The 25,218-nt window shown below is 73.4% G+C and carries 25 protein-coding genes; 7 read left to right on the forward strand and 18 right to left on the reverse strand.

The genetic code is table 11. The annotated features are described in order from the left end of the window. Positions 1 to 7: 7 nt before the first annotated feature. Positions 8 to 1,669 carry a class I adenylate-forming enzyme family protein gene (locus AMYTH_RS0123980; RefSeq protein ID WP_027932440.1) on the forward strand — a complete coding sequence of 554 codons (1,662 nt, stop codon included), beginning with the start codon at positions 8 to 10 and terminating at the stop codon, positions 1,667 to 1,669. On the opposite strand, the gene AMYTH_RS0123985 is transcribed toward AMYTH_RS0123980, so the two are convergent. Beyond that, complete coding sequence (locus AMYTH_RS0123985) at positions 1,666 to 2,700, reverse strand: F420-dependent hydroxymycolic acid dehydrogenase (protein ID WP_063630407.1); 1,035 nt, start codon at positions 2,698 to 2,700, stop codon at positions 1,666 to 1,668. The genes AMYTH_RS0123980 and AMYTH_RS0123985 overlap by 4 nt on opposite strands. A 100-nt stretch (positions 2,701 to 2,800) precedes the next feature. Here AMYTH_RS0123985 and AMYTH_RS0123990 point away from each other — a divergent pair, with 100 nt between their 5' ends. After that, entirely contained in the window at positions 2,801 to 3,463 is a 663-nt protein-coding gene (locus AMYTH_RS0123990; RefSeq protein ID WP_027932442.1) for a cutinase family protein, read from the forward strand. On the opposite strand, the gene purE is transcribed toward AMYTH_RS0123990, so the two are convergent. From purE to AMYTH_RS0124015, 5 genes are read right to left on the reverse strand one after another with little or no spacing between them, the layout of a single operon-like run. Further along, on the reverse strand, positions 3,460 to 3,993 hold the full coding sequence (purE, locus tag AMYTH_RS0123995; protein ID WP_051362807.1) for a 5-(carboxyamino)imidazole ribonucleotide mutase: 534 nt from the start codon (positions 3,991 to 3,993) through the stop codon (positions 3,460 to 3,462). The genes AMYTH_RS0123990 and purE overlap by 4 nt on opposite strands. After that, positions 3,966 to 5,147 (reverse strand): 5-(carboxyamino)imidazole ribonucleotide synthase, encoded by a 1,182-nt coding sequence (locus tag AMYTH_RS0124000; protein WP_027932444.1) that lies wholly within the window; start codon positions 5,145 to 5,147, stop codon positions 3,966 to 3,968. Before AMYTH_RS0124000 ends, purE begins: the two co-directional genes overlap by 28 nt. A 7-nt stretch (positions 5,148 to 5,154) precedes the next feature. After that, positions 5,155 to 6,297 (reverse strand): glycosyltransferase 87 family protein, encoded by a 1,143-nt coding sequence (locus tag AMYTH_RS0124005; protein ID WP_027932445.1) that lies wholly within the window; start codon positions 6,295 to 6,297, stop codon positions 5,155 to 5,157. After that, positions 6,272 to 7,603: a glycosyltransferase 87 family protein gene (locus tag AMYTH_RS0124010; RefSeq protein WP_027932446.1), complete on the reverse strand. Its 1,332-nt coding sequence runs from the start codon at positions 7,601 to 7,603 to the stop codon at positions 6,272 to 6,274. The genes AMYTH_RS0124005 and AMYTH_RS0124010 overlap by 26 nt, the downstream gene beginning before the upstream one ends. 42 nt (positions 7,604 to 7,645) lie before the next feature. Further along, positions 7,646 to 8,470, reverse strand: coding sequence for a GGDEF domain-containing protein (locus tag AMYTH_RS0124015; RefSeq protein WP_027932447.1), 825 nt, complete (start codon positions 8,468 to 8,470; stop codon positions 7,646 to 7,648). A 165-nt stretch (positions 8,471 to 8,635) separates the two neighbouring features. On the opposite strand from AMYTH_RS0124015, the gene AMYTH_RS45640 reads away from it, so the two are divergent. Both AMYTH_RS45640 and AMYTH_RS0124025 read left to right on the forward strand, forming a co-directional pair. Then, positions 8,636 to 10,780 carry a sigma-70 family RNA polymerase sigma factor gene (locus tag AMYTH_RS45640; protein WP_051362808.1) on the forward strand — a complete coding sequence of 715 codons (2,145 nt, stop codon included), beginning with the start codon at positions 8,636 to 8,638 and terminating at the stop codon, positions 10,778 to 10,780. Between the two features lie 68 nt (positions 10,781 to 10,848). Then, complete coding sequence (locus AMYTH_RS0124025; protein WP_027932448.1) at positions 10,849 to 11,382, forward strand: GtrA family protein; 534 nt, start codon at positions 10,849 to 10,851, stop codon at positions 11,380 to 11,382. A 322-nt stretch (positions 11,383 to 11,704) separates the two neighbouring features. Here AMYTH_RS0124025 and AMYTH_RS0124030 read toward each other — a convergent pair whose 3' ends face one another. Continuing rightward, positions 11,705 to 12,994, reverse strand: coding sequence for an ATP-binding protein (locus AMYTH_RS0124030; protein WP_027932449.1), 1,290 nt, complete (start codon positions 12,992 to 12,994; stop codon positions 11,705 to 11,707). Then, entirely contained in the window at positions 12,994 to 13,686 is a 693-nt protein-coding gene (locus AMYTH_RS0124035; protein WP_026153804.1) for a response regulator transcription factor, read from the reverse strand. The genes AMYTH_RS0124030 and AMYTH_RS0124035 overlap by 1 nt, the downstream gene beginning before the upstream one ends. A gap of 47 nt (positions 13,687 to 13,733) precedes the next feature. Between AMYTH_RS0124035 and hisN the strand changes: the two genes are divergently transcribed. After that, positions 13,734 to 14,516 carry a histidinol-phosphatase gene (hisN, locus tag AMYTH_RS45645; RefSeq protein ID WP_037322661.1) on the forward strand — a complete coding sequence of 261 codons (783 nt, stop codon included), beginning with the start codon at positions 13,734 to 13,736 and terminating at the stop codon, positions 14,514 to 14,516. Here the strand turns inward: hisN and AMYTH_RS0124055 are convergent. From AMYTH_RS0124055 to AMYTH_RS0124090, 9 genes are all read right to left on the reverse strand, one after another. Next, a complete protein-coding gene (locus AMYTH_RS0124055; protein WP_027932451.1) occupies positions 14,501 to 15,034 on the reverse strand; it encodes a DinB family protein in 534 nt (177 codons plus the stop codon). The two genes, hisN and AMYTH_RS0124055, sit on opposite strands and share 16 nt — an antisense overlap. A 68-nt stretch (positions 15,035 to 15,102) precedes the next feature. Then, positions 15,103 to 15,381, reverse strand: a complete 279-nt coding sequence (locus tag AMYTH_RS0124060) for a hypothetical protein (protein WP_017986852.1) — start codon at positions 15,379 to 15,381, stop codon at positions 15,103 to 15,105. Beyond that, complete coding sequence (locus tag AMYTH_RS50935) at positions 15,378 to 15,734, reverse strand: TNT domain-containing protein (protein WP_267283900.1); 357 nt, start codon at positions 15,732 to 15,734, stop codon at positions 15,378 to 15,380. Before AMYTH_RS50935 ends, AMYTH_RS0124060 begins: the two co-directional genes overlap by 4 nt. Then, positions 15,673 to 17,193, reverse strand: coding sequence for a WXG100-like domain-containing protein (locus AMYTH_RS48080; protein WP_267283901.1), 1,521 nt, complete (start codon positions 17,191 to 17,193; stop codon positions 15,673 to 15,675). The genes AMYTH_RS50935 and AMYTH_RS48080 overlap by 62 nt, the downstream gene beginning before the upstream one ends. A 3-nt stretch (positions 17,194 to 17,196) precedes the next feature. Beyond that, the gene (locus AMYTH_RS0124070; RefSeq protein ID WP_027932452.1) at positions 17,197 to 17,517 is read right to left on the reverse strand and encodes a hypothetical protein; all 321 of its coding nucleotides are present in this window, start codon (positions 17,515 to 17,517) and stop codon (positions 17,197 to 17,199) included. Next, positions 17,514 to 17,939, reverse strand: a complete 426-nt coding sequence (locus AMYTH_RS0124075; protein WP_017986849.1) for a YbaB/EbfC family nucleoid-associated protein — start codon at positions 17,937 to 17,939, stop codon at positions 17,514 to 17,516. Before AMYTH_RS0124075 ends, AMYTH_RS0124070 begins: the two co-directional genes overlap by 4 nt. An 85-nt stretch (positions 17,940 to 18,024) precedes the next feature. Continuing rightward, positions 18,025 to 18,624, reverse strand: coding sequence for a GNAT family N-acetyltransferase (locus tag AMYTH_RS0124080; RefSeq protein WP_027932453.1), 600 nt, complete (start codon positions 18,622 to 18,624; stop codon positions 18,025 to 18,027). Then, positions 18,605 to 19,150, reverse strand: a complete 546-nt coding sequence (locus AMYTH_RS0124085) for a PH domain-containing protein (RefSeq protein ID WP_027932454.1) — start codon at positions 19,148 to 19,150, stop codon at positions 18,605 to 18,607. The genes AMYTH_RS0124080 and AMYTH_RS0124085 overlap by 20 nt, the downstream gene beginning before the upstream one ends. Positions 19,151 to 19,173: 23 nt before the next feature. Beyond that, entirely contained in the window at positions 19,174 to 19,995 is an 822-nt protein-coding gene (locus AMYTH_RS0124090) for a biotin--[acetyl-CoA-carboxylase] ligase (RefSeq protein ID WP_027932455.1), read from the reverse strand. Positions 19,996 to 20,094: 99 nt separating this feature from the next. Here AMYTH_RS0124090 and AMYTH_RS0124095 point away from each other — a divergent pair, with 99 nt between their 5' ends. Then, the gene (locus AMYTH_RS0124095; RefSeq protein WP_027932456.1) at positions 20,095 to 21,222 is read left to right on the forward strand and encodes a C40 family peptidase; all 1,128 of its coding nucleotides are present in this window, start codon (positions 20,095 to 20,097) and stop codon (positions 21,220 to 21,222) included. Positions 21,223 to 21,273: 51 nt separating this feature from the next. On the opposite strand, the gene AMYTH_RS45655 is transcribed toward AMYTH_RS0124095, so the two are convergent. Then, positions 21,274 to 24,264 (reverse strand): BTAD domain-containing putative transcriptional regulator, encoded by a 2,991-nt coding sequence (locus AMYTH_RS45655; protein WP_037322662.1) that lies wholly within the window; start codon positions 24,262 to 24,264, stop codon positions 21,274 to 21,276. A 68-nt stretch (positions 24,265 to 24,332) separates the two neighbouring features. Between AMYTH_RS45655 and AMYTH_RS0124105 the strand changes: the two genes are divergently transcribed. After that, positions 24,333 to 25,202, forward strand: a complete 870-nt coding sequence (locus AMYTH_RS0124105; RefSeq protein ID WP_027932457.1) for an alpha/beta fold hydrolase — start codon at positions 24,333 to 24,335, stop codon at positions 25,200 to 25,202. Positions 25,203 to 25,218 lie beyond the last annotated feature (16 nt).

The following is a 25,218-nucleotide window of genomic DNA, read 5'->3' on the forward strand; positions in this document are numbered from 1 at the left end:
TGGGGTGATGCCGATCACTGCTGCTGGGTCATGGCCGCCCCACTTCCCGAGATCGCTGGAGTACCCCGACGTCCCCGCCGGGTCGATCCTCGCCGGCGCCGCGAAGCGCTACGGCGACCGAACCGCGTTCACCCACCACGACCGCTCCCTCACCTACGCCCAGACGTACGGCGCCGCGTGCCGGTTCGCCAACGCGCTCCGGGCGCGGGGCATCGGGCCTGGCGCGACCGTCGCCATCCACCTGCCCAACTGCCTCCCCTACCCGATCGCCTACTACGGGATCCTGCTCGCCGGCGCGACCTTCACCCCGGCGAACCCGCTGCTGCCGCCCGCGGACCTCGCCCACCAGCTCGCCGACTCCGGCGCCGTCGCCGTGGTCACGCTCGGCAAGGTCGCCCCGGCGCTCACCGCGGTGCGCGACCGGACCGCCGTCGAGCTGGTCGTGGTCGTCGCGCCGGACGACCTCGCCGACGGACAGGTGGAGTTCCAGTCGTTCCTCGCCGACCAGCCGGACACCCGCCCCGAGCTGGACATCGACACCCGCACCCACCTCGCCCACCTCTCCTACACCGGCGGCACCACCGGCCGGTCCAAGGGCGTGCGGCTGCCGCACCGCAACGTCGTCGTCAACACGCTGCAGTACGCCTGCTGGGGCACCGGCTCGCTGCCGGCGCTGGACGACGACGGCGACCTCACGCTGGACCAGGTCGGCAGCCCGGACGAGTGGCCGACCCGGCTGGGCACCGGCTCGGGCATCAACCTCACGCCGTGGTTCCACGCCATGGGCACCATCGGCGGGCTCAACGTCCCGGTGATGAGCGGCGGGTCCACCACGCTGCACGACCGCTTCGACCCGGTCGCCTACCTCGCCGACGCCGAGCGGCTGCGGGTCACGTCGATCGGCGGCGCGCCCGCCCTGTTCGCGGCCCTGCTGGCCAGCCCGGACCTCGCCACGCGTGACCTGTCGAGCGTGCGGGGCATCAGCTCCGGCGCCGCGCCGCTGCCGCACGAGATGCTGAAGGCGCTGGCCGCGCGGTTCCCGGACGCGGTGATCAGCGAGGGCTACGGCCTGACCGAGGTCACCATGGGCGCCACGATCAACCCGGCGTTCCGGTCCGGGCTGCGCAAGCAGGGGTCGGTGGGCGTGCCGGTGTTCGACACCGAGGTCAAGATCGTGCCGCTGGAGGGCGGCGAGGACCCGGTGCCCGAGGGCGAGCAGGGCGAGGTGTGCATCCGCGGGCCGCAGGTGATGGCGGGCTACCACAACCGGCCCGACGAGACCGCCGCCGTGCTGGTGGACGGCTGGCTGCACACCGGCGACATCGGCGTGCTGGACAAGGACGGCTACCTGTCCATTGTGGACCGCAAGAAGGACATGCTGCTGTACAAGGGGTACAACGTATACCCACGGGAGCTGGAGGAGCTGCTCATCGCGCACCCCGGCGTCGCGGCGGCGGCCGTCGTGGGGCGCAAGCAGGACGATGTCGGTGAGCTGCCGGTGGCCTTCGTCGTGCGGGCGGAGGAGAACGTGACCGAGGCGGAGATCCTGTCCGCGGTCAACGACAACGTCCTGCCCTACAAGCGGATCCGGGAGCTGCGGTTCGTCGACGAGATCCCGGTGTCGGCGGCGGGCAAGATCCTGAAGCGCGAGCTGCGGCAGCGGCTCTAGAGCGCCGGCAGGACCCGGGCGCGGTAGAACTCGATCGCCACGCCCGGGTCCTCCTGCGGGAAGTGCAGGAACGGCGTCACGCCCGCGTCGAGCAGCTTCCGCACCGCCGCGACGTGCACCGCCGGATCGGTGCCCACCGCCCAGCGGCCGGCCACCTCCGCCAGCGGCGTCGCCTGCGCGGCCTCCTGGATCGCCTCCGGGTTGGGCAGATCGGCCGGGTTCACCGTGAACCGCCACCGCTGCGCGGCCAGGTCGATCTCGCGCTGGTCGCCGACCACGGCGAACAGTTCGGCCCACTTCGGCATCGTGTCCGGGTTCTTCCCCGCCGCCCGCGCGCCGGCCGCGAACGCGTCCCGCAGCGCCGGGTCGAGGGACGCTCCGGCCTGGGTGATCCAGCCGTCGCCGTGCTGGCCGGCCAGCCGTGCGCTCTTCGGGCCCTGCGCGGCCACGTACACCGGCGGCGGTTTCGACGGCAGGTCGTACAGCTTGAGCTGGTCGGTCGAGAAGAACCGGCCGCGGAAGGTGACCCGCTCCCCCGTCCACAACCGCCGGATCAGCGTGATCGCCTCGACCAGCCGGTCGTGCCGCTCGGCGTAGCGGCCGTACTGGCCGGTGCCCGCCTGCTCGTTGACCGCCTCACCGGTGCCGAGCCCGAGGAACGTCCGTCCCGGCGCCAGCAGTTCCAGGGAGGCAAACGCTTGTGCGACCTCGGTCGGGTGGTGCCGGTAGCTCGGGCAGGTCACGCCGGAGCCGAACGTGACGCGCCGCGTGCGCTCACCGACCAGTGCGAGCGTCAGCCACGGGAACATCGAGTGCCCCTGGTTGTCCTGCCACGGTTGCAGGTGGTCGCTGGCCCAGACGAACGCGAAACCCGCCGCCTCCGCCTGCCGCGCGTAGTCCAGCAGCCGCGACGTCGGAAACTGTTCGTGCGACAACACCAGCCCGACGGGTGCTCGTGCCGCGGGCGGCTCGGCCCGGACGAACCCGGCGGATGCGGCGAACATGCCCAGCGTGCGGCGCGAGAACTCCATGATCGCCGAGTACCCGCCGGAAACCGGACCGACCAGGAGTTCACCGACACTGGTGATTTCACCGATGCCCCGGGCAACACGATGGCGGGAAACTCGGTGAATGGTCCACAACAGACTTCGCAAACTGGCCCTGCTCGCCTGCGCCGTCGTCGGCCTGGCCGGCACTGCGGTGGCCGGCAATGCCACCGCCGACGCCGCCGCCTGCTCCGACCTGGAGATCGTCTTCGCTCGCGGCAGCGGCGAGGCGCCCGGCCTCGGCATCACGGGCACCCCGCTGGTCTCCGACGTGAAGTCCGCGCTGTCCTCGGCGTCGGTCTCGTCCTACGCGGTCAACTACGCCGCGAGCTACGACCAGACCAGCGCGGGCCCCGGCGCCACCGACATGAGCAACCACATCAAGTCCACCGCGGCCGCGTGCCCGGACACCAAGTTCGCGATCGGCGGCTACTCGCAGGGCGCGAGCGTCACCGACATCGCGATCGGCATCCGGACCTACCTCGGCACCGGGCAGACCATCCCGACCGAGCTGGCGCCGCGCGTGGTCGCGGTGATCGCGTTCGGCAACCCGCTCGGCCTGTACGGGCAGACGATCAAGACGGCCAGCCCGGCCTACGGCCCGAAGTCACTGGAGTTCTGCAACCGCGGCGACACCGTCTGCGGCGGCACGGGCACCGGACCGGGCTACGGCCACCTCAGCTACGCCACGGACGGCAGCGTCGACCAGGCGGCGGCATTCATCGCGAAGCAGTACAACGCGAGCTAGGACTGAAGCCTTTCCTGGAGCTTCGCGTCCTTGTCGAGGACGAGCTGTTCGAGGTCGGCCTGGAAGGCGGCCATCTTCTCCCGCAACGCCGGGTCCTGCGCGGCCAGGATCCGCACGGCCAGCAGCCCGGCGTTGCGGGCGCCACCGATCGACACCGTCGCCACCGGCACCCCGGCCGGCATCTGCACGATCGACAGCAGCGAGTCCATGCCGTCGAGGTACTTCAGCGGGACCGGCACGCCGATCACCGGCAGCACCGTCGCCGAGGCGACCATGCCGGGCAGGTGCGCTGCTCCCCCGGCCCCGGCGATGATCACCTTGATGCCGCGGTCCGCCGCGCTGCGGGCGTAGTCGAGCATCCGCTGCGGGGTCCGGTGCGCGGAGTACACGCCGACCTCGTAGGACACGCCGAACTCGTCCAGCGCCGTCCCGGCCGCTTCGAGCACGGGCCAGTCGGAGTCGCTGCCCATGATCACGCCGACGTCGGTCACGCGTCTTCCTCTCAGTGGATGTCGTAGCCGTCGGGCCATTCGGCGTGCGACAGCCAGTGCGCGGCCAGCTTGGCGCGGGTCCGCAGGTTGTCCAGGTCGCCGCCGACGAAGTTGACGTGCCCGAGCTTGCGGCCGGGCCGCTCGCCCTTGCCGTAGAGGTGCACCCGGGCGTCCGGGAAACGGGCGAACAGGTGGTGCAGCCGCTCGTCGGGCGACATCCGCGGCGTTTCCGGGGCACCGAGGACGTTGGCCATCACCGTCGGCGCGATCAGGTCGGTCACGCCGAGCGGGTAGTCCAGGACGGCGCGCACGTGCTGCTCGAACTGCGAGGTGGCCGAGCCGTCCATCGTCCAGTGGCCGGAGTTGTGCGGGCGCATCGCGAGCTCGTTGACCAGCAGCCCGCCGTCGGTCTCGAACAGCTCGACCGCCAGGATGCCGACCACGTTCAGCTCGTTCGCCAGCCGCAGCGCCAGCTCCTGCGCCTCGTGCACCTGCCGCGAGGTCAGGCCCGGCGCGGGCGCCAGCACCTCGGTGTTGATGCCGTTCTCCTGCACGGTCTCCACGACCGGCCAGGCCGCGCCCTGCCCGAACGGCGAGCGGGCGACCAGCGCGGACAGCTCCCGCTTCATGGCGACGCGCTGCTCGACCAGCAGCTCGGTGCCCGCGCCGAGCAGCTCGGGCACCAGCGTGCGCGCCTCGGCGTCGGACTCGACCATCCACACGCCACGGCCGTCGTAGCCGCCGGTGGCCGCCTTCAGCACGACCGGCCAGCCGTGCTCGGCGCCGAACTTGAGGAGGTCCTCCACTTCGGACACCTCGGCGTACGGCGGGCACGGGAACCCGGTGGCCGACAGGTGGTCGCGCATCACCAGCTTGTTCTGCGCGAACGCCAGCGCGTCCGGGCCGGGCCGCACCGTGAAGCCCTCGTTGACCAGCGCGAACAGGTGCTCCCACGGGACGTGCTCGTGGTCGAAGGTGACCACGTCGACAGTCTTGGCGAACTCGCGCAGCGCGTCGAGGTCGGTGTGGTGACCGATCTGGACCTGCCCGGCGACCAGGCCGGCGGCGTCGTTCTCGTCGATCGCGAGGACCCGGAGCGACTGTCCCAGCGAAATCGCGGCCTGATGTGTCATCCGGGCGAGCTGGCCGCCGCCCACCATCCCGACGACCGGGAGACCTGTGCGCTTGTCCATAGCGGTTCTAGATTACGGGGAGACGCAGCTCACGGGCCGCCAGGCCGAGGATTCCCAGCGCCGCGGCCAGCACGTACGCGTTGCCGGGCACGAACAGCTCCGGCCCCCAGCCGAACTCGGTGTCGCCGCCGTTGGGCACCAGCATCACCACGCAGCTGGCGAAGAACGCGGCCACCAGACCCGCCCACACCCGGCGCGCCTTCGACGCGAGCAGGACGATCAGCGGCACCGCCCACACCCAGTGGTGCGACCACGAAACCGGCGAGACCAGCAACCCGTAGAAGGCGGTCACCAGCAACGCGGCCAGCGTCTCGCCACGCTGGTGCAGCCGCCGTACCAGCCACACCGCGGGCGCCGCGAGCACCGCGCCGACGGCCAGCGCGACCGCCGTCGACCAGGACGCCTCGTGCGAGAGCCGGTTCACCAGCCCGCCGAGCGACTGGTTGAAGATCCAGGACACCCCGCCGACGCGGTGCGGGTCGAACGCGGCCTCGGCCCAGTACCGCGCGGCGTCGCCGGGCATCAGCGCGAACATCACGGCCTGGAGGCCGGCGAACGTGGCCAGCGCGCGCAGCCCGTCACGCCACCGGCCGGTGACGAACAGGTGCGCCACGAAGATCAGCGGCGTCAGCTTCACCGCGGCCGCGACCCCGATCAGCACGCCGGACCAGCGCGAGCCGGCCAGCACCAGCACGTCGACCACGACGAGCGCGAGCAGCACCAGGTTGATCTGACCGAGGAAGATCGTCTTCCAGACCGGTTCCAGCCCCAGCGCCGCCACCGTCAGCCCGGCGACCGCCCAGCCGCGGAACCGGCCGCTCACGCGGATCACCACGGCCAGCGACAGCACCGACGCCGCCGCCAGCACGCCCCACGTCAGACCGCTGGGCAGCGCGGCGAGCGGGACGAACAGCAACGCCGCCGCGGGCGGATAGGTGAACGGCAGCGACACCCACGACGGCAGCGTGGTCAGCCGCTCCGGGGTGTAGACCGCGTCGCCCTGCAGGAAGGTCAGCGCGCCGGCGCGGTAGACCGCGCTGTCCGCGCCCAGGTGCCAGCCCGCGAGCCAGCCGGCCACCCCGGCCGCGAACGCGCCCAGTACGAGGACGCCGACGAGTGCGGGCTCAGCCCGGGACCGCAACGTCGTCACGCGCCCGCTCCCGCCGGCGCTGCAACGCCCAGCGCGTCACCAGCACCACGGTCAGGACCAGTGGCGTGAGGATGTAGGCGTTGCCGAGCACGGTCTGCCAGAACTTCCAGTGCAGCTCGATGTTGCGCCCGTTGGGCAGCGCCAGCAGCACGCAGCTGATGAACACCGCGACCACCGCCCCGGTGGCGACCCAGCGCTTCCACGCGTTCGCGAGCGTGGCCTGCGGCAGCCGGGACACCAGCAGCACGATCAGCGGCACGGCCCAGACCCAGTGGTGCGACCACGAAATCGGCGAGGCCAGCAGCCCGAAGAACGCGGTGACCAGCAGAGCGGCCAGCGCCTGACCGCGGCGGTGGAAACGCAGCATCAGCCACACGGCCGGGATCGCCAGGAGCGCCGCGACGCCGAGCGCCGCCTTCGAGGCCCACGGCGCGAGGTCGGTGAGCCGGTTCATCAGGCCGTTCAGCGACTGGTTGCCCGCCCAGTGCACCGGCCCGATGCGGCCGGTGTCGGAGATCGTCTTGGTCCAGTAGCGGATGGTGTCGCCCGGGATCAGCGCCAGCATCAGCAGCTGCAGGCCGAGGAACACGCCGAACGCGCGGAACGCCTCGCGGCGGCGGCCGGTCAGGAACAGGTGCGCGACGAACACCAGCGGCGTCAGCTTCACCGCCGAGGCGATGCCGACCAGCACCCCGCCCCAGCGGGTGTTGCGGGTGGTGACGACGAGGACGTCGAGCACGACGACGGCCATCAGGATCAGGTTGATCTGGCCGAGGAAGATCGTCCGCCAGACCGGCTCGAGGCCGAGCATGACCAGCGAGAACAGCAGCGTCGCGCGGGCCGGCGAGGACCACCAGCGGCGGACGGCGGGCGGGGTCGGCAGCGAGCCGATCGCCACGCGGACCACGAGCGCCATCGCCAGCACCGAGATCGCGGTCAGCACGCCCCAGGCGATCTGGACCGGCAGGATCGCCAGCGGCACGAACAGCAGCGCGGCCGTCGGCGGGTAGGTGAACGGCAGCAGCGCCCACCACGGTTCCGGCGGCAGGGTGTTCGCGTCGTACAGCGGTTCGCCGTGGAGCAGGGTGATCGCTCCAGCCCGGTACACCGCGCTGTCCACGCCGAGCCGCCAGTCGAGCAGCCAGCCGACGACACCGAAGACGAGCGCGAGCAACGGGACGAGCGACAGCAGCAGGATCGAACGCGGCCGCACCGACAACCGGGCGAGCGAGGTCCGCAGGGCCAGGCGCGGGTGCGCCGGCTCGCTGAGCGGTTCGCCGCCGGCGGCGGGCACTGACTGGGTCACCCTTTCAGGAAATCACGAAACGGCTTTTCAGTGGCGACAGGGTCAGGTTCGTGCGAGTCGCTGCAGCAGGTCGCACGCGGAGTCGTGCGTGGCGGGCAGCCGGACCAACTTGATCTTCGGCGGGCTGACCGATTCCAGCTGGTCGTCGACCGACAGGCGCTCGTGCAGTTCGCGCCGCAGCATCACGGCCTTCGCGGCGATCCGGCCGTCGCGCGGGACCGCGGCGGCGACCGTCGACGGCCCGAGCTTCGCGATGCTCTCGCCGCCGTCGAACACCACCCGCAGCGCCTCCGCGATCAGGATCATCGCGGTGAGCCGCGACCAGCCGGTCACGCCGGTCAGGTCGACCGACACCACCAGCAGCGTGTGGTCCTCCGACACCCGCTGGGCCGGCCGCCCGTACAGCTCGCGCAACCGGGTCCGCAGGTAGGACGCGGTGGGCAGGCCGGTCAGCGGGTCGATGACCTCGGTGGTGGCGAGCTTGTCCATCGCGACCTCGGCCCACGCGAGCGCCGCCACCCGCAGTAGCCGGGACGGCAGCGCGTCCACGTCCGGGCTCACCGGACCGCCTGAATCCCCCGGCGGGGTGATCACGGCGTGCAACGCCGCCAGATCCGCGAGCGTTTCGGCCAGCCCGGCGCCCGCCGCGGCCCGCGCCCTGGCCAGGCCCGCGATCGGGATTTCCGCCGTGCCCCTGCGCAGCAGCGCCGTGCACACCGTGTCGACCTCCGGCAGCGCCCAGTCGCTGGGGAAACGCCATCCCGCGGCCAGGCTCGCGGACCGCCAGCGTGCCCGCAGCTCAGCCAGGGACCGGCCGTCGCCGCCGGGCTCCGGTTCGAGCCGCAAACCCATGGCCGGCACGTCCACTGGCAACCGTCCTCTCGTCCCGCGACCGCTGTTCCGGTGAAGTGACGATCCACCCGGCGGGTCGTGACGGAATTACACCGTGCGGGTCAATAGGGCGAGGTGTTGCGTGACGACGCCGGGCCGGTCAGTCACACTGATCGCGCAACACTGGGGATAAGGAGAGCGGTGTCCACCCTTCCGGCCGATTTCGAGGGCAAGAGCGACGCGGAGTTGATCACCGACGTCCGCACCGGCACCCTGGCCGCCTACGGCACGCTCTACGAACGGCACGTGGGCGCGGCCTACAACCTGGCGCGGCAGCTCGCGCGGTCCAACGCCGAGGCCGACGACCTGGTGTCCGACGCGTTCGCGAAGGTCCTCGACACGCTGCGCGGCGGCAAGGGCCCGGACAGCGCCTTCCGCGCCTACCTGCTCACCGCGCTGCGGCACACCGCCTACGACAAGACCCGCAAGGACAAGCGCGTCGACCTCAACGAGGACATGACGACGGTCGGCGCGGAGGCGCTGACCGTCCAGTTCTCCGACACCGCCGTCGCCGGCCTGGAGCGGACGATGGCGGCCAAGGCCTTCGCGTCCCTGCCCGAGCGCTGGCAGGCGGTGCTGTGGCACACCGAGATCGAGCAGCAGAGCCCGGCGGAGGTCGCGCCGCTGCTGGGCCTGACGCCGAACGGGGTGTCCGCGCTCGCCTACCGCGCCCGCGAGGGTCTGCGGCAGGCCTACCTGCAGGTCCACCTGGCCGAGACGTCCGCCGAGAAGTGCCGCGCCTGCGCCGAGCGGCTGGGCGCGTGGACCCGCGACGGCCTGTCGAAACGGGAACGCGCCCAGGTCGAGGCGCACCTGGACGAGTGCGACGACTGTCGCGCGCTGGCCGCCGAGCTGGCCGAAGTCAACGGCGCGCTGCGGGCGATCATCGCGCCGATCGTGCTCGGCGGTGCGGCACTGGGCTACCTCGCGACCGCGGGCAAGGCGACGGCCGCGACCGTGGCGACCGCGGGCGCCGCGGCCGGGTCCGCGGGTGGCGCGGCTTCGCTCGCCGCGGCCGGGCCGCGGCAGTTCGTCGGCGTCGGCATCGCCGGGACGGCGGTGGCCGCGGCGGTCGCCGCCGCGCTGGCCGCGGGTGGCGGCACCCAGGAGATCCCGGCAGCCGCGTCGGTCCCGGCGCCACCGCCCGCCGTCGCGCCTGCCCAGCCACCGGCCCCGCCCGCTGCTCCGCCCGCCGCGCCGCCCGCGCCGGCCGTCGAGCCGGCACCCGCGCCCGTCGTGCCCCCGGCGCCCGCGCCGACTCCGGCACCGCCGCCGTCACCGCCTGCCGCGCCCGCGAACATCACCGCGGAGGGCCCGGCCACAGCACTCGAACTGGAACCGGGCGGGGACGCGGTCGCCCTGCCGATCACGGTGCGCAACAGCGGCGCCTCGGTGTCCGAACCGGTCGCGGCGACGCTGAACCTGCCGCCCGGCATCAGCGTCGTCCAGGCCGGTGGCGGTGGTGGCGGCGCCGGCGGTTTCGCCGCGCAGGCCGCCGCCGGGCCGCTGCTGGTGAACTGCCCGCCGGGCGAGGGCACGGTCACCTGCACCACGCCGCGCGGACTGCAGCCGGGTGAGACCGCGGTACTGACGTTCCTGCTGAAGGCGGACCGGACGGCGTCCTCGGGCCAGGTGACCGGGACGGTGAACGCGGGCGCGAACATCCGCCTGTCCGTGAACGTGCCGGTGGCGGTCGCCGAACTGCCGGACGACCTGGCCCTGGAAGCGACGGCCCTGTGGAGCGGCCAGCACGTGTGGGGGCGGACCGCGTGGCTGTCCGTCGATGTGGTCAACAAGGGCGAGAACACCAAGCCCGTCACCCTCTCGATCGACACCGACGCGCGGCTGATCCTGGGCAACTTCCGGGCGGCGTGCGACAGCGGCCCAACGACCACCTGCACCAGCCTCAACGCGCTCGAGCCCGGCGAGCACCTGCGGCTGTGGTTCGAGCTGGACCGGCCGAAGAAGGAATCCCAAACCGTCACCGTTTCGGCGACACTGGGCCGCGCGCACGCGTCGCGGACCGTCACCTTCGACTGCTGGTTGCCGCACTGCGGGGTGCCGGGGCTCGCGCCGACCACGACGACGGTGACGCCGTCGTCGAAACCCGCCACGACGACCAACCCGTCGTCGAGCGGATCGACGACGTCGAGCAGCACGACGACCACGACCACGGTTTCGCCGACCACTCCCTCGGCCCCGTCGAGCACGTCGGCGACCTCGACCACCAAGGACCACGGGCGGCCGTGGTGGTGGTTGCCGTGGATCCCGTACCCGCCGAAATGAATGGGATGAAACCGGCTTCATCCGCTGCCTGACGATCCCCCGTTCCGCGGACTACGTACACTGCGCAAGTGACCGTTGTGGAAAGTGTGTTGTCGCACACGCCCGAGCCACTGCGCTCGGTCTTGATCAAACATCGGGAGCTGCTCAAATTCGGGATCGTCGGCGGAACGACCTTCGTCGTCGACAACGGTGTCTGGTACCTGCTGAAACTGAGCGTGCTGGAAGACAAGCCGACCACCGCGAAAGCGATCGCGATCATCGTCGCGACCATCGTGTCCTACATTCTCAACCGCGAATGGTCGTTCCGGACTCGTGGGGGACGGGAAAGGCACCACGAGGCGGCACTGTTCTTCGTGATCAGCGGTCTGGCCGTCGCCGTGAACCTGATTCCGCTGTGGGTGTCGCGGTACGTGCTGCACCTGGAGCTGCCGCACGTGAGCCGGTTCGCGCAGGAGTTGGCCGACTTCGTCAGCGGGTCCATCATCGGCATGCTGCTGGCGATGGTGTTCCGCTTCTGGGGCTTCAAGCGGTGGGTCTTCCCGGACGAACTGGGAAAGCGCCGCAGGGACCTCTCCCGCGACGAGGCGGACACCAACGCCTGACACTGCCCGCCGAACGTTCGGCGGCAGCCGGTTGGGCTCGCTCAGCTCAGTGGCGGCACGAGCCCAGCGGGCCGGCACCCCATCGCGCTGTCCGCCACCCGCGGCAAAGCACCCGGCACGCCACCCACTTCCGGCGCCCCGAGGGCCAAGCCAGCGTCGCCCAGCGACGCTGACGCAACACCTCTCCGCGCCAGCGCACCCTGGGATTCGGTACCCACTCCTTGAGCGGCGGTAAGCCACCCTGCCCGGCGCCCGCGGCGAAGCACCCGGGCACGCCACCCACTTCCGGTCCTGGCCGCAGCCGGCCGAGGCTGCCGCCCGCTCAGCGCGGCACGCGCTCCGCGGGCCAGCGCACCTCCGGCACGTCCCCGGGGTTCGGCACCCGCAGGAACAGGCTGAACACCGCCGGCCGCCGGCTGGACAGCTCCAGCCTCCCGCCGTCGGCCTCCGCAAGGGCACGAGCCAGCGCCAGCCCGACCCCCGTCGAGCCGCCGCCGGAAAATCCGCGCTCGAAGATGTGTGGCGCGAGGTCGTCCGGGATCCCCGAACCGGTGTCGCTCACCTCGACCACCACCGTGCCCTCGGTCTCGCCGCGGCGCGCGGCCAGCGTGACCGTCCCCGCCCCGTGCCGCAGCGCGTTGTCCAGCAGCACCCCGACCACCTCGCGCAACCGCCCCGGCGTCGCCCGCGCCATCAGGCCCTCGCCGATCCGCAGTCGCAGGTTGCGGCCCTCCGCGCGCAGCAACTGCCGCCACTCCTGCGACACCTCGGGCAGCTCCGCGGCCAGCTCCAGGGCCTCCGTGTCGACCTCGCTCGCCGCGCGCGCCGCCGCGAGCAGCTCCTCCAGCGCCTCCGACAACCGGTCCGCCTGCTCCTGCGCCGCCCGCGCCTCCTCCGCCGTGTCCGGGTCGTCGGCCACGGTCAGCGACTCCAGCCGCAGCTGCAACGCGGTCAGCCTGCTCCGCAGCTGGTGCGACACGTCCCCGACCAGCTGCCGCTCCCGCTGCACGAGCTGCGCCAGCGCGGTGCCCGACGTGTCCAGCGCCTCGGCGACCATGTCCAGCTCACCGATGCCGTAGCGGCTGGTGTCCGGCCGGAAGTCCCCGCCACCGAGCCGCGCCGCCCGCTCGGCCACGTGCCGCAGCGGCTTGGCCAGGCGCCGGGCGGTCACAGTCGCCACCACCGTCCCGATCGTCACCGAGAACACCACCAGCAGCAGGACCGCCAGCGTCACGGTGGTCTGCCGTGACCGCAGCGGCCCGGACGGGATCGACAGCTCCAGGTGCCCCTGCCGCGCCAGCTGCACGGTCGCCGTCACCGGGTCCTCCCCCGGGTCGGCGCCCTCGGTCATCCGGTCCTGGCCCGGCACCTCGACGACCAGCTTGCCGCCCTGCGGGATCGCGACCGACACCTGCGTGAGGTCGTTCTGGTCGAGCGCGCCGTCGGCCAGCTCGGTGTCCAGCGTCGCGGCGATCTGCGCGGCGCGGCCGGCGAGGTCCTCGTTGTAGATGCTGTCGACCAGCTTCCACGCGGTCACGCCGAGCGGGATGCCCAGCGCCGCCGCGGTCACCGCGACGGCGAGCAGTATGGCGAGCAGGATCCGGCGGCGCACTAGTCTGCGTTGAACCGGAAGCCGACGCCGCGGACCGTCGCGATCCGCCGCTCACCGTCGCCGTGGTGGATCACCGACCCCTTGCCGTCGCTGGTCACCGACAGCTTCCGGCGCAGCCACGACATGTGCATGTCGAGCGTCTTCGAGGTCTTGGACTCCAGGTCGTTCCACACCTCGGCGAGGATCTCGTCGCGGCTCACCACCTGCCCGGCGTGGCTCATCAGCACCCGCAGCAGCTCGAACTCCTTGTTCGCCAGCTGCACCTCGCGGCCGTCCACGAGCACCATCCGCGCGCCGAGGTCCATCCGCACCCCGCCGGCTTCGAGCACCTCGGGCGCCCGGCGGCGCAGCAGGGCGCGGATGCGCGCCAGCAGCTCGGCGAGCCGGAACGGCTTGGCCACGTAGTCGTCCGCGCCGGCGTCGAGGCCCACCACGAAGTCGACCTCGTCGGTGCGGGCCGTGAGCATCAGCACCGGCAGCTCGCTGCCGTTCGCGCGCAGCCTGCGACACACCTCCAGACCGTCCATGCCGGGCAGTCCGAGGTCGAGCACGAGCAGGTCGACCCGCTTGGCCTGGGTGGTGTCGAGCACCGCGGGGCCGTCCCCCACCACTTCGACGTCGTAGCCCTCCCGCTCGAGCGCCCGCGACAGCGGGTCCGCGATCGCCGGGTCGTCCTCGGCCAGCAACACCATGCTCACCTGGCCAACTCTACGACCGCGCCCCGTGAAAACATCGTGGCGTGGCGAGCTACACGGACGATCTCATCCTGGCGGGGAAGCTCGCGGACGCGGCGGACTCGATCACCACGGCCCGGTTCCGCGCCCGCGACCTGAAGGTCAGCAGCAAGCCGGACCGCACGCCGGTCACCGACGCGGACACCGCGGTCGAGGACGCGGTGCGCGAGGTGCTCGCCGCCGAGCGCCCGGACGACGCCGTGGCGGGCGAGGAGCGCGGCGGCACGGCCTGGGAGTCGGGCCGCGCGTGGGTGCTGGACCCCATCGACGGGACGAAGAACTTCCTGCGCGGCGGACCGGTGTGGGCGACGTTGATCGCGCTGGTCGAGGACGGGCAGCCGGTGGTCGGCATGGTCAGCGCGCCGCTGCTGGGCCGCCGCTGGTGGGCCGCGGCGGGCGAGGGCGCGTGGATGAGCGACCCGGCCGGTGAACGCCGGATCTCGGTGTCGGCGGTGGGCGCGCTGTCCGACGCCTACCTGTCCACGACGGACCTGGGCTCGTGGACCGAGTACCACTCGCGCGAGGCGTACCTGGGTCTCGTCGACGCCTGCTGGGAAACCCGCGCGTTCGGCGACTTCTGGCACCACTGCCTGGTCGCCGAGGGCGCGATCGACCTGGCGGCCGAGCCGATCGTCAACCCGTGGGACGTCGCGCCGATGCAGATCCTGCTCACCGAAGCCGGCGGCCGGTTCTCCGACCTGAGCGGCGCGGAGCGCTTCGACGGCGGCTCCGCGCTGTCGTCGAACGGGCACCTGCACGACGAGGCGCTCGGCTACCTGCGGCGGTAGCGCTCGCCGGTCACGTCCCAGAGGTGGTGCAGCGGGTCGTGGATGAAGTAGCGCGCGAAGGTGTCGATCGTGAAGTGCGCGCCGTCGCTGCGGGTGCCGGTCCGGTCCCACTCCGCGCCGCTCACCTCGGCGAGCGCCGTGGCGAGCCGGTCCGCCGCCGCGACCAGCTCGTCCGCCACCACCCGCGGGTCCTGGGTGTCGTACCGGTCCTCGACCGCCGTCGCGTCCTGGTCCCAGTTCGGGAACAACGGGGCGTCCTGCGTGCGGATCAGCCGCAGGCGCTCCAGGTAGATCCGGCACACGTCCCGCACGTGGCAGCCGTACTCCAGGGCGGACCACTTGTCCGGCGCCGGCCGCTCCCGCGCGTCCGGCCTGCCCAGCGCCTCGCGCCAGGCGCCGGCGTTCGCGCGCAGCATCGCGGGCACGTCTTCGCGCGCGAAGGTCGCGGCGTCGAAACCGCATTCCGGGCACGGCGCGCGCAGCACCCAGGTCCAGTCCTTGGTGTCGGGGGTGATCATGGGTCGAGCATCACCGCGGCGCCCCGCGAGCACCAGCGCGAATTCCTTAACGGTGCCGTCAGCTCGCCTTAAGCCGGCGCGGGCAGCAACCCCACCGCGCCGCGAGCGACCTGCGACCACGCCAGCCTGCCGAACAGGTAGTGGCACGCGACCTGCTCGTTGGTGAACCTGGCCCAGTCGTAGCGGTTGCCCTGCTCGCGCCAGAACACCTCCCACACCGGGCCGCCCTCTTCGGACTCCTCGACCCGCAGCAGGCACCACGCGTTGTCGGCCTCCTTGCCGATCGAGATCACCTCGCCGGGCACCCCGATGGCCGCCAGCCACCGCACGATCGACTCGACGTTCACTGCGCAGCGCCCTCCTCGAACGTGATGTCCGCCAGATACCCCAGGGTGACCAGCTCGTCGGCCGAATAGACCGCCCGGTACCGCTCGCCGCCGCCGGGCTGCCCGAACCACGGCGCCGACACCGCGCGCCACACCGGCAGGTCCCGCAGCACGCGGTACCGCCGGTAGCCGGCGTCGCGCACCGGCGGCGGCAGCGACCGCCGCGCGAACGGGGTGCCGTCCGGCGCGAACACCCGGCCACGCGGATCGCCGAACCGGTCCAGGACCACGCCCTCGGCCAGCACCTCGGGCTCACCCTCCGCGGTGCCGCCCTCGGGGTACAGCTCGCCGGGCGGCCACGCGTACTCCGGCACCTCGCGGCGCTTCCCGGCGAGGAACCGGCGGTCCCAGTCGCGTTCGTGCAGACCGCCCAGCGGGTCGTACCCGGCGAGCACCCCGGCCGGGGGTGTGCCGGCGGGCGACGGACGGCGGCCGTACCCGGCCTGGACCTTCGCGAGCGCGTCGTCGGTGTGGATCAGGTCGGAGCGCGGGTGGTCGTGCGGCGGGAACCGCAGGCCCGGCGCGTAGTCGACCTCGCACGGCGGCGCGGGCAGCTGCCGCGCCGGCTTGTCGGTGGCCACGGGCAGGTGACCGATCGGGAACATGTGGACCCGGAACAACGCGACGATCGTTTCCCGTTCCTGCCGCGGCGCGCCCATCGGCTCCGGCGCGCGCGGGGGCGGGCTCCGGGTACGGCTGGTACGGCTGACGCGGGCCCGGCGCGACTGGCGCGACCGGCGCTTGTGGCGGTGCTGGTGCCTGTGGCGCGAAGGGGGCCGCGTACCCGGCCGCGGGAGCTGCGGGCGCGTACCCGGCGGCCGGAGCGGGCGCGGCCGGCAGTCCCGGCATCCCCGGCATTCCCACCGGCGGCACCGCAGCATCGGCGAACCCCGCGGCGACGGTTCCGTTCGGCAGCCCGGTCGACGGCGTCGGCACCTCGTCGAAGCCCCCGGAGTCCAGCAGCCCCTCGTACTGCGGCAGCGACGGCGGGGTCGGCGGGTCCGGCAGCTGGATCGGGCCGGTGTCGGTGTCGGCGAAGGCCGGTTCGGGGACCACGGGCGGCACCACCGGCGGCGTCAGCACAGCCGAAGCCACCGCAGACGGCACAGACGGCACAGACGGCGGCGCGCTGCCGAGCACCGCGGGCGACGGCGTGACGACCGGCGCCACCAGTTCCGGCGCCAGCCCGGTGACCACCCCGAGCAGGGCGCCCTGGCCGTCCGGCGTGCGCGCGCCCGGGTTCGGCTCGACGAGCGGGGTGACCAGCGAGCCGACCGGCGCCGGCCCGAGGGTCGCGGCGAGGCCGTGCGTCACGACCGCCAGGTTCGCCGCGGTGCCGCGCAGGATCGGCTCGACGCCGAGGATCGCGGTCGGGTGGCCGTTCTCCGCGGCGGCGAGGCTGGCGTCCCGGTTCTTCGCGGCCTCGACGAGCTGCCGCACCAGTTCGACCTTCGCGGCGCCGACCTGCTCGGCCGCGTTCTCCAGCCGGTCCGCGGCTTCGGCGGCGCCACGCGCGGCGACGGTGAGGTGCCCGTTCTCCGGGTCGACGAACGCCGACCACGCCTGCCCGGCCGCCTCGCCCGCGTCCCGGGACAGCGCGGCGACCGCGGTGCCCGCCTGCTGGTCGGCCTCCGCGGCGAGCGCGGTCAGCTCGCGGTGCGCGTCGCGCCAGGCGGACGCCTGCTCACGCAACCTGTCCTCGTCCGCGTCCGGCCAGGACAACCCGGTTTCCGCGGCGAGGGCGGCGAGTTCCCGCGGCAGCTCGATGCCCATGCGCTACCCCTGTGCCGTGTCGGTGATCGCCTGCTGCGCGTCCTCTTCGGACCCGCGGTATCGCCCGGCGGCCGCGCCGACGGTCTGCCCGAACGCCGTCAGCCGCCCGGACAGGCTCCGCAGCCCGGCCAGGGTTTCCTCGGCGGGCGGCACGTGCGAGGCCGCGATCGCCTGCCCGACCGGGCCGTCGCCCCACGCCCCGTGCGCGCCGTCGAGGGCGCGCTCCAGCCGCTCCGCGACCGCCGCCGCGCGCTCCGCGAGGTTGCCGAAGTCGCCGGAGGAGACCGCGAGCCGGTCCGCGTCGGCCTCGAAACCGGCGCTCATCGGGTCATCCAGCGGTGGTCCTCGAGGCTCTCCTCGTCCGGGGCTGGGCGGGGTTTCGCCGGCGCGATCTCGGTCGCGTCGAGGTCGCCGGTGCCGAGCAGCAGCGCCTGCGGATCGGTGCCCGCAGGCAGCACGGGCGCCAGCACCTCACCGGCCCGCGCGAGCGCCCGCACGGTGGCTTCGGCGGTGACCCGCACGATCTGCTGCGCCAGCTCGTTCGGCCGGTACCGCCAGTACGCGCCGTCCGCGACGGTCAGGGAAGTCAGCGTGCCGCGCGGGCCGACGGTCGCCGTGATCAGCCCGTCGGCGTCGGTGGCCGAGGCGGTGACGGCCGCGAGATCGCGCTGCGCCGACGCGAGGTTCTCCCGGCTGCGGCGGTAGTCGGCGAGCAGTTCCTCCACCTGCGCCCGATGCTCGGTCACGGCACCCCTCCTCGCGAGTACAGCAGTCGGCTCGGACTCGGACGCGCGGCGGCGCGCTCCGGTTCCCCCTCGGCATCAGGTTGCCTCATCGAGCGGAAATACGCATGAGTGCCCGAACCGTGTCGCGCCGTGCGGTCAAATCGAAACCAGCCGCGGAGAACATCTCGATCGTGCCGTGGTAGAGCTCGCCCGCCGGACGCTTTTTGCTGCCATCCACCGGATATCCCTCGACCACGCGGGCGCCGCGGTCGAACGCGTGCCGGGTCGCGGCGCGCAGCATCGCCGCCGCGATGCCCTGCCCGCGGGCGCGGCGGTGCACGTAGAAGCACGTCACCGACCACACGTCCGTGGGATCGTCGTCCGGCAGCGCGGCGACCCGGGAGGTGGCCAGGCGCGGGTTGTCCAGCCGGGGCGAGACCGCGACCCAGGCGACCGGCTCGTCGTCGAGGATCCCCAGCAGCCCCAACGGTTTCCCGGCCCGCACCTCGTCGCGCACGTGCGCCTTGTGCTCATCGGGACCGGTCTCGCGGTACTGCCTGCTGGTCATCCGGTACCAGGCGCACCAGCAGCCGCCCTGCAGCCCGTTCGGGCCGAGCAGCCGCTCGAACAGCGGCCAGTCACCCGCGGTCAGCTCCGTGATCCGCAGGTCGCCGGATCGGGTGAGATCACCGGACGCCACGGCCACGGGGTTGCGGTCCCTGCTCGCCGGGGAAGTCGTCGTACGGGTTGTCGTTGACCTGGCGGTAGATCATCGTGTGCACCCGCTCGACGCGCGGGATGTCCTCGAAGCGCAGCGGCTCGTCCGAAGCGGACTCGATCACCAGCGTCCCGCAGCCGAAGAGGCGGTCCACGATGCCGTGCTCGAACTGCACGCTGCTGATCCGGCCCAGCGGGATGTCGATGCCGGTGCGCTTGATCACGCCCTCGCGGACGATGAGGCGGTCGGTCGTGACGATGAAGTGGGTGGTGCGCCAGCGGACCAGCGGCACCAGGAAGAACCAGACGATCAGCACCACCGCGACCACGGCGATCGCGATGCGGGCCACGTCGTTCCACGGCGCGGGCGCGTCGCCGGCGAGCGTGACGAGCCAGATGCCCAGCCCCAGCGTCACGAGAAAACCGGTCACCGGCCAGATCAGCATCTTCGCGTGCGGATGGCTGTGCACTATGACCTGCTCGTTCTCGCTGAGCAGATCGTCGGGGTAGGCCACTGCGAACTCCTCTCGCGACCGCTTCACCGTACCGGGCGCAGGTGCACGACGTCTCCGGCGAACACGGTGTGCCGCTTGCCGTCCTGGCCACGCACTTCCAGCTGGCCCGCGCCGTCGACGTCCTCGGCCGTGCCGAGGATCGCGTGGTCGCCCGGCAGCAGCACCCGCACCTCCTGACCGAGGGTCTCGCAGCGCACCCGGTAGTCGTCCAGCAGGCCGGCCTTCGCGAGGTCGCCGCCCGCGGTGCGCCAGCGGTCCTCCCGGTCGGCGAGCGCGGCCAGCAGCAGCGCGGCGACGTCGGTGCGGTCGGTGGTGCGAGCGCCCTGCTCGGCCAGCGACGTCGGCAGCAGCCCGCCGGCGCCCGGCTCGACACCCGGGCCGAGCGGGCGGACGTTGAGCCCGATGCCGAGCACCACGCCCAGCTCGTCCCCGGCGACGGCCTCGGACAGGATGCCGGCGCACTTGCCGCGATCCGGGCCTGCGAGCACGTCGTTGGGCCACTTGAGGACGGCGTCGACACCCAGTTCGGCGGTCAGGTCGGTCACCGCGAGCCCGGCCGCGATCGCCAGTGAGCCGAGTGCGCTGAACGGGACCTCGGCCGGGCGGAGCAGCACGCTGAGATAGATGCCACTGCCCTTGGGGGACGCCCACACCCGGGCACGCCTGCCGACGCCGGAGGTCTGCTCCTCGGCGATCAGCACCGTCCGGTCCGCCGCGCCCTCGACGCTCGCCCGCCGCAGGTCGGCGTTGGTGGAACCGGTGCTGGGGACGACGTCCAGCGCCGCGTACGGACCCTGCGGGGCGAGCAGTTCGGCGCGCAGCCGCCCGGCGTTGATCGCGTTCATGTGGGAAGCCTATTCGCCCTCCGTCACGCACGAGGGGGTCCGGTCGTTGGATCACTGTGTCCGCGGCGGTCGTTGTCTTTTAGTGTTGGCGAGGTGACCATGCGTTTCCGATCCTGGGGGCGGGCCGCCGCCGGGCGTGCCCTGATCGCGCTGATCCTCGTCGCCGCCGTCGGCACCTGCGGGTGGCTGCTGGTCGAGCCGCCGGGGGAACAGGTGCGGGCCGCCGCCGACGTGGTGCCGCCCGAGCCGCCGTCGGGCAACGCGGCGCTCGCCTCCGCGCCGACCGTGCTCGAGCCGAACGCGCCGGTGCAGGCGCAGGCGCCCCAGGAGCAGGGCCGCAGCGAGCTGGAGAAGTGGGCGGCCGGCCTGAGCGGGCCACTGGACATCCCGGAGCGCGCGCTGATCGGGTACGCGACGGGCGAGCTGACGTTGCGCGAGGAGGACCCGGGCTGCCACCTGTCGTGGGTGACGCTCGCCGGGATCGGCAAGGCCAGCACGAACCACGGCCGGTTCGGCGGCGGATCGCTCGCCGCGGACGGGACGCTGACGAAGGCGCTCGGCGCGGTGCCGCTGACTGGCGCCGCCGGTGAGGCCGCGACGGAGTCGCGCGGCGGACCGATGCAGCTCACCCAGGCCGAGTGGCAGCGGGCCGGCGCGCGGGGCGACATCCAGGACATCGACGACGCGTCCGTCGCCGCAGGCCGCACCCTGTGCGCCGGGAACACCGACCTGCAGTCCGGGCAGGGCTGGTGGAAGGCGATCGAGCACTACCGCGACTCGGACCTGTTCCGCCAGCAGGCGCTCGGCAACGCCCAGCTGTACGCGCAGCTGTCGCTGGACCCGGCGTCGGCGTCCGCGCCGTCGGTGCGGGCCACCCGGTTCGCCCTCGACCAGCTCGGCCTGCCCTACGTGTGGGGCGGCAACGGCCCGGACGCGGGCGCGGCCGGGTTCGACTGCTCCGGGCTGACGAAGGCCGCCTACGACGCGGCGGGCGTGAACCTGCTGCGCACCGCGGACATGCAGTTCCGGTCCACCCCGGCGGTCGCCGAGCCGAAGATGGGCGACCTGGTGTTCTACGGCAACCCGGCGACGCGCATCCACCACGTGGGGCTCTACCTGGGCAACGGCCTGATGATCAACGCGCCGACGCAGGGCATGGCCATCCAGATCGCGACGTACCGCACGCGGACGGACGACTACGCGGGAGCGAGCCGCCCGGCGGCCTGACGCGAGCTCAGGCGCTGTGGCGGGCGAGCCGCCCGGCGGCCTGACGCGAGCTCAGGCGCTGTGGCGGGCGAGCTCGTCCAGGTACCGGCTGACCGGGCCGAGCGTGAGCAGTCCGCTGCCCGCGCCGGCCAGTTCGCCCGCCGCGGGGAGCAGTTCGACGTGCAGGCGGGCCATCGCCGGCCGGTCGCCGCGGCGGATCGCGACCAGGGCGTGCAGGCACGTGCGGGCCTCGAAGAGCAGGTCGCGCGGGGACGGCGGGATCTCCGACCCGTCGTCGGACACCACGGGACGGCACCACGGCTCGTAGGCGCCGAAGTCGAGGTCGTGCCCGGGGTCGGCGCCGCGCTGGAGGCGATCGCACAGCAGGGCGAAGCCGAGGATCCCACTGTCCACTCCGGACATCCCGGTGCCTGCCAGCCGGGCTGCCGCCGCGCGGTACGCCGCCTCGGCGGGTCGCCCGGCCGCGGACGTCCGCATCGCGCGGTACCACTGCGTGAACACGTCGACGAGCGGGATCTCGTGCTTCTCGCCGAGCTCGTCGGCCGCCTGCGCGTGGCGGTCGGCGGCCGGGAAGTCGGCGAGGGCCGAGGCGGCCTGCATCAGCACGAGGTGGCCGAGCACCTCGAACGCCACCAGCTCGTGGCGCCGGGCCAGCTCGACCAGCTCCCGCCCAATGCGGGCCCGCTCCGGCGCGAGCCCGGCCCGCTCGAACGACTGCATGAACCTGGCGTTCAACGCGAACGCGAGCAGGGCGGGATCGTCGAGGCGCCGGGCCAGTGCCTCGGCTTCCCGCGCCGCCCGCGGTCCCCGGTCGCCCGCGGTGTTGCGCAGTTCGAGGGCAAGCGTGGCGAGCAGGCGCGCGCGAACCGCGTCTTCGCCCGGTGGCAACGCGTCCAGGGTCCGCTCGGTCACGTCGGCGATCCGCTGGGCCAGCTCGGGATCGTCGTGCGCGGTCCAGATCGCGGGCACGTCGAACGCGGCGAGCACGCGTGCGGTCAGGGCGGGGTCGCCGACCTGCTCGGCCAGGGTGAGCGCCTCGGCCCGGTGCTTGCGGGCGCGATCGAGCTCGCCGGCCACGGCCAGCGCCCGCACCAGGCCCATGATCAGCTCGAGCCGCTCCGGCACGCCGGCGGCCGCGCCACCATCCGCGTCAGCGGGCGCGCGACGATCGGCGTGGTCGAGCGCGGCCTGCCACAGCCGCGCGGCCTCGTGCGGGGCGAACCGGCGCTCGGCGTCCTCGGCCGCGGCGCGCGCGTACCGCACCGCGGCGGGCGCCTCGGCGAGCAGGAAGTGGTGCGCCAGCGCGGCGACGTCCCCGGGCCGCAGACGCTCGATCGCCTCGCCGATCCGCGCGTGCAACCGCGCCCGGCGCGAGCGGGACAGGTCCTGGTAGAGCGTGTCGCGGACGAGCGCGTGCGCGAAGCGGAACCGGCCCGGCCCGTGTTCGACGAGGAAACCGCGTTCGGCGGCGAGTTCCAGCGCGTCGAGGGCGTCGCCGGGCAGGAGGTCCAGGTCGACCTCGGTGCCGATGACCGCGGCCTGCCGCAGCACGGCCTGGACCGCGTCGGGCAGCTGCGCGACGCGGTACCGGACCACGTCCCGCACGCCGGGCGGCACCGCCGAGAGCGCGCCTCCGGTGTCGAGCACGCGTGCCAGTTCACGCACGAAGAACGGGTTGCCGCCGCTGCGCTGGTGGATCGTCCGGGCGGTGCCGGCGTCGATGTCCCGGCCGGTGGTGTCCCGCACGAGCGCCGGCACCGCGTCGGCGGGCAGGCCGCCGAGGTAGATCCGCACCGGCTCGGCCCGCGCGATGCGGCCGAGGAAGCCGGCGAGGGCGGGGGCGACGTCGGTGCTGCGGTAGGTGGCGACGATCAGCACCGGCCCCGGCAGCGGATCGGTGACCAGCGCGGACAGCAGCGCCAGGGTCTCCTCGCCCGCCCAGTGCAGGTCGTCGAGGACCAGCAGCAGCTTGCCTCGGGCGGCGAGCCGCTCGCGCACGGCGCGGTGCCACTGGAAGCGGTTCGGTTCGGCCGGGGGCGCGATGCCGAGCGCGTCGAGAATCCGCGTCCACGGCCAGGCGGCCGGCACGCCTTCGTGCTCGGGGTTGACGCCCCACGCGGTGGCCCAGCCCCGCGCTTCCATCTCGGCGGTGAACGCTTCGGCGAGCGCGGTCTTGCCCGCGCCCGCCTCCCCGGAGATGAGGACCAGGGGCGCCCGCCCGGCGGCCTCGACGAGCCGCGCCAGCTCACCGTCCCGCCCGACGAGCGTGCCCGAACCCGGCGCCGCACCACGCAGCTCGGGCGCCTGCGCGAGGATGCCCGCCTCCAGCTCGCGCAGGTCCGGCCCGGGGTCGACGCCCAGTTCGTCGGCCAGCGCCTGCCGTGCCCGGCGCAGCGCGGCGAGCGCGTCGCCCTGACGGCCGGCCCGGTACAGCGCGAGCGCGAGCAGCCGCCACCCGTTCTCCCGCAGCGGGTGCGCGCCGGTGTGGGCCTCCAGGTCGGGCACGGCTTCGGCGGCACGTCCGAGGCCCAGCAACGCGTCCGCCCGGCGTTCCACGGCGAGCAGGCGCAGCTCGTCCAAGCGGGCGATCTCCGCGCGTGCCCAACCCTGATCGGCGAACTCGGCGTAGGCGGGACCCCGCCACAGACCCAGCGCCTCGTCCACAAGGGACAGTGCTTCGGCCGGTGCGAGGCCGGCGGACTTCGTGACTGCCTCCTCGAAGCGCCAGGCGTCGACCTCCTCGGCGCGCAGCGCGTAGCCGCCGCCGGTGGTCACGAGCAACTGAGCGGGGGTGCGCGGCGGCCGGTCGGGTTCCAAGGCGCGGCGCAACGCCGCGATGAAGGTCTGGATGGCTCCGACCGCGCCGTCGGGCGGGTCGTCCCACAGGTCGTCGACGAGGCGGTCGACCGGCACCACCCGGCCGCGGGCGATCAGCAGGCGCGCGAGAACGGCCCGGTGCCGCGGCCCCTTGAGGTCGAGCGGACCGCGCCCGGCCTCGGCGATCAGCGGGCCGAGCACCGCGAACCGCACGGACGAGCCCATCACCCCGCACTGTAGCCGCTGAGCGCGTGCTGATCCGTTGCTGACCGGGCCGGCGCAAGCTCGGTGCCATGCAGATCACCGGATTCGACTACCAGCGGGTTCCCGTCGCCGAGGGCGTTTCACTCAACGTGGCCATCGGCGGTTCCGGCAGCCCGGTCGTGCTGTTGCACGGCTTCCCGCAGACCCACCTGATGTGGCGGCACGTGGCCGCCGACCTCGTCGCCGACCACACCGTGATCGTGCCGGACCTGCGCGGCTACGGCGACAGCGACAAGCCCGCGGACACCGGCGAGACGTACTCCAAGCGCACGATGGCCGCCGACGTCGTGGCGGTGGCCCGCGCGTTCGGGCACCCGCGGTTCGCGCTGGCCGGGCACGACCGCGGCGCGCTGGTCGCGATCCGCGCCGGACTGGACCACCCGGACGCGGTGACGCACCTGGCGTCGCTGGACGTGCTGCCCACGCTGGACATGTGGGACGTGATGCACGGCGCGAGCGCGGCCGTCGGGTTCCACCTGTACCTGATGGCGCAGCCGCCCGGGCTGGCGGAGAAGATGATCGCCGCCGTGCCGGACGAGTTCTTCGGCTACTTCCTGGACGCGTGGACGCAGAACCCGGATGCGATCCCGGCGGACGTGCGGGCCGAGTACCTGCGCGCCTCCCGCGAAGCGGTGACCTCGATCGTCGCCGACTACCGGGCGACCGCCGGGATCGACATCACGCACGACACCGCCGACCGCGAAGCCGGCCGCCACCTGACGATGCCGGTGACCGTGCTGCAGCAGGACTGGGGCGCCGCACTCGGTTACGACGCCGCAGCGGTGTGGCGGAAGTGGGCGCCGGACCTCGACCACCGCACGGTGACCTCGGGCCACTTCATGGCGGAGGAGGGTCCGGCGGAGGTGATCAAGGCGCTGCGCGACCTCCTGGCGCGATGACGGCGAGCAGCGGACG

The organism is Amycolatopsis thermoflava N1165 (genome assembly GCF_000473265.1).
GTDB lineage: Bacteria > Actinomycetota > Actinomycetes > Mycobacteriales > Pseudonocardiaceae > Amycolatopsis_E > Amycolatopsis_E thermoflava.

Bases quoted from the DNA above. Each gene is read 5' to 3' on its own strand.
- AMYTH_RS0123990 (WP_027932442.1), top strand. From the start codon at position 2,801: ATGGTCCACAACAGACTTCGCAAACTGGCCCTGCTCGCCTGCGCCGTC.
- AMYTH_RS0124090 (WP_027932455.1), bottom strand. From the start codon at position 19,995: ATGAACGCGATCAACGCCGGGCGGCTGCGCGCCGAACTGCTCGCCCCG.
- AMYTH_RS0123985 (WP_063630407.1), bottom strand. From the start codon at position 2,700: ATGGAGTTCTCGCGCCGCACGCTGGGCATGTTCGCCGCATCCGCCGGG.
- AMYTH_RS0124095 (WP_027932456.1), top strand. From the start codon at position 20,095: ATGCGTTTCCGATCCTGGGGGCGGGCCGCCGCCGGGCGTGCCCTGATC.
- AMYTH_RS0124055 (WP_027932451.1), bottom strand. From the start codon at position 15,034: ATGATCACCCCCGACACCAAGGACTGGACCTGGGTGCTGCGCGCGCCG.
- AMYTH_RS0124035 (WP_026153804.1), bottom strand. From the start codon at position 13,686: ATGGTGTTGCTGGCCGAGGACGACCCGGCGATCGCGGACCCGCTGTCG.
- AMYTH_RS0123980 (WP_027932440.1), top strand. From the start codon at position 8: ATGCCGATCACTGCTGCTGGGTCATGGCCGCCCCACTTCCCGAGATCG.
- AMYTH_RS48080 (WP_267283901.1), bottom strand. From the start codon at position 17,193: ATGGGCATCGAGCTGCCGCGGGAACTCGCCGCCCTCGCCGCGGAAACC.
- AMYTH_RS0124070 (WP_027932452.1), bottom strand. From the start codon at position 17,517: ATGAGCGCCGGTTTCGAGGCCGACGCGGACCGGCTCGCGGTCTCCTCC.
- AMYTH_RS0124105 (WP_027932457.1), top strand. From the start codon at position 24,333: ATGCAGATCACCGGATTCGACTACCAGCGGGTTCCCGTCGCCGAGGGC.
- AMYTH_RS45655 (WP_037322662.1), bottom strand. From the start codon at position 24,264: ATGGGCTCGTCCGTGCGGTTCGCGGTGCTCGGCCCGCTGATCGCCGAG.
- purE (WP_051362807.1), bottom strand. From the start codon at position 3,993: ATGGCCCGACGGCTACGACATCCACTGAGAGGAAGACGCGTGACCGAC.
- AMYTH_RS0124000 (WP_027932444.1), bottom strand. From the start codon at position 5,147: ATGGACAAGCGCACAGGTCTCCCGGTCGTCGGGATGGTGGGCGGCGGC.